Origin of the sequence: Listeria floridensis FSL S10-1187, assembly GCF_000525875.1 — a bacterium.
Taxonomy (GTDB): Bacteria; Bacillota; Bacilli; order Lactobacillales; family Listeriaceae; genus Listeria; species Listeria floridensis.
The window spans coordinates 1-5,947 of record NZ_AODF01000046.1; the positions used below are offsets into that span (position 1 = coordinate 1).

Consider the following 5,947-nt stretch of genomic DNA (forward strand, 5'->3'; position numbering starts at 1 on the left):
GAACATCTACAACAATTTCCGGAACATATGGAGCAGATATTTCTCGTGTTCGTCTATTCGTAAACGGAACAGTTGTGACGCAAGCACAAACAGATGGAAGTGGAAATTACACAATTCCAAACGCAGCTAACTTCATTAAATCTGCAAGTGATGTAGTAAAAGTAGTTGGCGTTGATAGTACATTTGCCCAACGTGCAGAAACTTCAATTGTAGTGCGTTAAATTATGCTTATGGTATATAAAATATAAATGATACTTGATTCTTTAGAAAGATGTTCAGTAAATATGGAGAGAACGTAGCTACATGAATATGTTTTTTTAGAATCAAGTTGAGTTTTTAGTTTAAAAACGCCAATATACTTGAAAAAATTATATTTCTATAGTATAATAAAAGTGTCATATTATTTAATCTTATCCTCTTGATATAAAAGGAAGAAAAATTGTCCCCATTCATATAATGGAGGGCAATTTTTGAATAGTTACCCCATACTGAACAGAATATTCATTTATACGGGATCAAAGACAAGATTAGGCATAGAATGAAAGTCAGGTATATCTGTCAGGATTCAGAATTTCAATGTTATGGAGTAATTATTGAATTAGAGGGGGACTTTTGGTATAAAACATATGGAGAAGCCAATGCATTTTTTGATAACTTAATTGAAGTCTCATGTTTTCTTGAAGTTGTCGGCAATGAATGGGATCATCCCGACCTTTTAGAGAAATTATAGAAAAACGCTACTTAGTAGACAGAAGCCCAGAGTTGTTGACGAGAAATAAAAAAAAATGCTAGAATTCAGGTGTAGCAATGAAAAAGAGCCATGCGCGAACATGACTCTTCAGCAAATACCATTTAAGATGGTGACAGCCTAACAAGATTTGATAAAATCCGCCTAGCCGTCAAGCTTATGGGTGGATTTTATTTTTTGTCATTTTTGCTATTTAAGATGGCAACGACGAGACCAGCAAAAGCCAGGCAAAGCGTCAATGCTTCATAAACAGACATCAGGTTATCCTTTCCGGGTAACGCTTAAAAACAACATAAGCACCACCAACTTTCTACCGGGAGAACCGGCGAAGAAAGGCTGTGCACCACCATAAACATACTATAATAAGTGGAGAGAAAACTTGACGGAGTTTTTCTCTCCACTATTTTTACTATAGTGAGACGTGAAAGGAAGGCCGAAAACGAGATTGGACCTTGAGTTCTTACCATAAACAGGCCGCCTTCACTTTTGTTTGAAATCTTGGATAAAGTATGTTGGATCTCAGAGATCGTGTATAGGAAACTAAGAATAGGACAAATTGGTGAAGGATATCTTTCCATTATAACTAGTAGGAGGTTGAAATATGGGTGGTATTATTGCATTAGATGTTTCTATGAGCAAAAGTTATGTTGTAGCATATCTCGGAAAAACGCTTATTGTTGAAAAGGAAATCAAGCATACCAAAGCAGGTTTTTTGGAGTTACAGGATATTGTTAACGCTTTTCAGGAAGCACCCAAAATTATTTTTGAAGCTACAGGAGTATATTCAAAACCTGTGGAAAGATTTTGTGAACTTAATTCACTAGACTATCACTTATTGAATCCATTGGAAGTTAAGATGCGAACGTCTAAATTGAGAAGGAATAAAACGGATAAAACAGATGCCCATCAAATGGCAAAGGCTTATTTAGGAGTAGAGACGAAAAAGCCGCCTAAAATTGAACGAGCTTATGTTGACTTAAAAATACTAGCCAGAATGTATTTTGAGATTGATTTTGACATGAATATTAAAAGAAGTTATTTACATACAGCGCTACAAGAAACATTTCCAGAAATAGCAAATGTTCAAACAAAGATGACATCCATATTGGCGCTGGAGTTGGTAGATAGGTTTCCACATCCTGATTATGTATTGCAGCTATCTGAAATTGAATTGAAAAATTATATTTTACGCGTATGTCCAAACATAGGCAGTAAGAGAGCTGACGAAAAAGCGCTTACCTTAATCTCTAAAGCTGAAAATTCGTACCCATCCTGCTCTGTGGACAGTTACTTAGTAGAAAAGGTAAGATATTACAATTTAAAGCTAAAAAAAATCGTTTTGGAAAAAAAGAAAATTTTAAAGAAACTTATCGAAAAAGCAAGTCTACTACCTGATTTTAAATTGATTGTGTCCATACCAGGAATAGGAGAAAAAACAGCAGCTTTAATGGTAGCAGAAATGGGTAACATCCATCGATTTAAAACCAATAAGCAGCTGAATGCTTTCGTAGGTATAGATATTCAAAGATACCAGTCGGGTAAGTACTTAGCAAAAGAGCATATTAATAAACGGGGAAATAAACAGTTAAGAAAAATTTTATTTTATTCCATTGAAAATATGCTGCGATGCCAAAAATTTTATCGTTCCCATATTGTTGACTATTACTACTACTTGAGAAGAAAAGAAGGTTGTCCAAAAATGCACAAAGTAGCTGTTATTGCCTGTATTAATAAATTACTTAAATGCATACATTCGATGGTCATCAATGGAACACTGTACAAATACTAGTCTCATTTAATTATTAAATATTCGGATATCCTAATTTTTTTTTGATAAAGCTTAGGTTTATTTGAGGTGTTCTTTTATCTTTTCAAATGTAAGTATTCAACTGGAATTAGAAATTTTGCTGTTACTAGAACGTAAAAATATACAAGAGAGAATAAGTGGTATAGACTTAACATACTCTATTCTTGACATAACGTAGGAAACTCGTTTGCAGGTATAAGTATAACACATGTACGAATAACGTAAAAAGAAATCAACCATGCGGGGTGTAGAATGAAATCATTTCAAATCGGTGATACGGTACGTATTGAAAAAGGTGTAATGCAACATAGTATAGGAACAGTGGTGTACTTCTTGGAAAAGGAACAGAAATATTTAGTGCGCATCGGAAGTGACCAGCAACTCTATTATCTACCGGAGGATTTGCGATTGTGGGAAGATACGCTACATGATTCATAAAAATAAGAAAGAGATCTAGGACATTTTCGTTCTAGATTTTTTTCTTTTTTTTTAAAGGAAGTGTCAATTTAGGGTATAGCCTTACTTATCACGGGAAAAGGGAGAAAGAATGGGCTTAGAACCTGTAAAGTTAGGGTGTCAAAAATCGCTTTGGTAAAAGAGTGGTTCAATCCTCCGCGCTAATGAAGCACGCCTTTAGGTTTCTCAAACTTAAAGGCAAGGGATCTAGTGGAATCCAAACCCTTGCCTTTATGTGGATGCTTCTTTTGGATAGTTCCACTATTTTAGGATGCACAGCAAAAGTAATTAGCCCCCGATCAAGAAAAAGGACGGTTTCTGATAGGGATAAGTGGGAGAACGATGGGCAACCTGCTGTCGAGAAAGCCCGTGTTGTTTCTTCCACATTAAGAAAGTGCTACGAGAAACGTCTAGTTCTTGAATTATCCAGGTATCTGAATGGGTTGCTCGTAAGCGGATGTATTCTTCTTTGGTAAACAATACTAGTTTTTGTTCGACCGTCAAAGGGAATCCTTTGCACCAATCTCCAAGGGCTTCATAGTAGGCCAGCTCTTGAAGAAGGGCGTCTCTTTTTTTAGGAGATGGCGCCTGTTCGAGTTGATTCAATAGTTTCCACATTTTTTCCCGTCTCTGCATTTTTGTCAAAATCATAGTCAAGCTCCTTTCATCTTCGAATGAGTCTTTTTTTATTTTATTATAGCACCATATTGGTAACAAAGAAAATTAAATATCCATTTTTTACTAGCGAAGAAAAAAATAGGGGTGACTAGCAATGAAAAATGGTCGTTTCACGACCACAAGAGAAAAGTGCCCAAAGGATATAAAAATCGAAGAATCAAGCCTGAGAATTCACAAAGCAGTCACAACTGGAACGTGTGTGTGGTGATATACTTAAAGGAGCGACCTTATACGGTTAGAAGAGGGAATGGAAGGGAGAAAAGAGATGAATATGAAAAAGAGTTGGGCCGTTGTTTCAACAGCAGCGTTATTAGTGAGTTTGGGTAGCCCTTATGCCGTAGCGGCTTCGACCGAGGAAGCACAAGCCACTACGAGTCAGACTACTTCTCAAGAAGTGGCGACTGAGAAGAAAGAAACGAAAGCAACTCCTAAAGTCAACACACAAGCAAGCGAGGTCAAAACCTTTGATGAATGGTTTCCAACGAATAGTAGCCTTGCATTAAAGGTAGCGGATGATTTGGGCATGTATACAGGAGATCTCGTGTCGCTCGAAAGGTTACAAAAGATTACCTGGTTAAGTTTAGTTCATACGCAAACGCGAGGAATTGAGGTGCTTTCTGGATTAGCAGGACTCACCATTACTGGCGGTGTTTTTATCGAAGATTTGAAAAAACTACCGAATTTAGAGAGCCTAGATATCTATGAAAATACAGGGCTTACCAACTTGGATTTTTTGAAAGAGCTTCCGCCAATGAGTCATCTGATGATCACAGGAAGCGCTCTCACCAATATCGAGGGACTACGCTATCAGCCCTCTATGAGGACGCTGGATTTGTCGGCGAATGATCAAGTGACGGATTGGTCTCCACTTGAAAGTCTGTCGAATGTCTATGATTTCACCTTTCAAAGTAATTTCGTTCAAGATTCCTCCTTTTTTGCGGGCATGAAGAGCTTAAGTTATGTGGATGCAAGGGGAAGTCAGATTTCAGATATTTCAGGACTAGCCAATGCGTCCAACTTGATCAATGTCAACCTAGCAGGTAATCAGATCCAAAACATCGAGGCTTTTCGTGGAAAGCAAAATCTGAAGGAGTTGGATTTAAGTAGCAATCCAATCCAAGATATTTCGCCATTAGAAGGGCTTCAGCTGGAAAGTCTCAATTTAAATTACTGTAAATTACCGAAAAATGTCGATCTTAGCTCTGTCCAGGCAATGACTAGTTTGAAGGAATTGTTATTATCCGAGAATTATTTAGGGAAGGTTCCTGATTTCACTCAATTAACGAATTTGGAAAACTTGAACATGGGGGGGAATTCCTTAACAGATGCTTCCTTTGTGAATGAGCTTCCATGGGTGACAAAGATTAGTTTACACAATAATGCCATACAGGATTTTTCTGTGATTCAAAATCCGGAACAACGGCCAGGTCTTCAACTGACAGGGCAAAGAGTGACACTTCCCGTTCACTATGTCAGAGGAGATGAAGAAATACGGATTGATAATCCATTTATTGGATTTAACGGTGAAGCCTATGCCCTTGATAAAGGAACCGTCAATGGCAGTTCTAGTTTTGCCAGTACGGTGTCATCCTATGATGCAGCTACAGACCAACTTGTTTTGAAAAATTTGTGGACGAATCAGGCTAGAGCGGTGAAGGAGGGTGTTCTTACTTATGCCAAGACTTATTTTAATGATGCACCATCTTCCAGTGGCTCCATGATGATTCCAATTGAATTTGCGGATGATCAAGTGGTCACTTTTGATCCAATGGGGGGAGTGCTTGCTTCGGATACGGAACAACTAGTCTTTCCAGGTGAAAAAGTGAAAGAGCCAGATTCTCCCACGAGAACAGGCTACCAGTTTAAAGGATGGACATTCGAACAAGACGGGGAGCTTTCGTTCTGGAATTTCCCAACCCAAAAAATGCCGAATGCACCGATAATCTTACAAGCTACTTGGGAGAAAGAGACCTACACCCTTCAGTATCAGGCCAATACCAGCGATGTTGTGGAGAATCTTCCCAGTGATCAATCCTATACCGTAGAGGATCCTGCGCGTGTTGCCGAGACGATTCCTACACGAGAAGGGTATACGTTCTTGGGGTGGAATACACAAGCTGATGGGCAAGGGAAATCTGTTTCGGCAGGAGAAGACTGGTCCGATGCGGCGCAATCTGTTCTGTATGCACAGTGGAAGGCCGATACCATTATGGTCGATCCACTTCCTGAGCCAACCCCAGATCCAGAATCCACAACCA

The 5,947-nt window shown here is 38.4% G+C and carries 6 protein-coding genes; 4 read left to right on the top strand and 2 right to left on the bottom strand.

The features are described 5' to 3' along the window. A partial coding sequence (locus MFLO_RS15750; RefSeq protein WP_036098535.1) for an immunoglobulin-like domain-containing protein occupies nt 1-221 on the top strand: 221 nt, incomplete at its 5' end. Nucleotides 222-918: 697 nt separating this feature from the next. Here MFLO_RS15750 and MFLO_RS17290 read toward each other — a convergent pair. Continuing rightward, complete coding sequence (locus MFLO_RS17290; RefSeq protein WP_420912544.1) at nt 919-1,005, bottom strand: putative holin-like toxin; 87 nt, start codon at nt 1,003-1,005, stop codon at nt 919-921. 344 nt (nt 1,006-1,349) lie between these two features. Between MFLO_RS17290 and MFLO_RS13460 the strand changes: the two genes are divergently transcribed. Then, nucleotides 1,350-2,537, top strand: a complete 1,188-nt coding sequence (locus MFLO_RS13460; RefSeq protein WP_036098537.1) for an IS110 family RNA-guided transposase — start codon at nt 1,350-1,352, stop codon at nt 2,535-2,537. A gap of 270 nt (nt 2,538-2,807) precedes the next feature. Then, the gene (locus MFLO_RS13465; protein WP_036098539.1) at nt 2,808-2,993 is read left to right on the top strand and encodes a hypothetical protein; all 186 of its coding nucleotides are present in this window, start codon (nt 2,808-2,810) and stop codon (nt 2,991-2,993) included. A 306-nt stretch (nt 2,994-3,299) separates the two neighbouring features. On the opposite strand, the gene MFLO_RS13470 is transcribed toward MFLO_RS13465, so the two are convergent. Continuing rightward, a complete protein-coding gene (locus MFLO_RS13470; protein WP_051993679.1) occupies nt 3,300-3,662 on the bottom strand; it encodes a hypothetical protein in 363 nt (120 codons plus the stop codon). A gap of 292 nt (nt 3,663-3,954) precedes the next feature. Between MFLO_RS13470 and MFLO_RS13475 the strand changes: the two genes are divergently transcribed. Next, nucleotides 3,955-5,947, top strand: a 1,993-nt coding sequence (locus MFLO_RS13475; protein ID WP_162148164.1) for a leucine-rich repeat domain-containing protein, incomplete at its 3' end; no start/stop codon positions are given.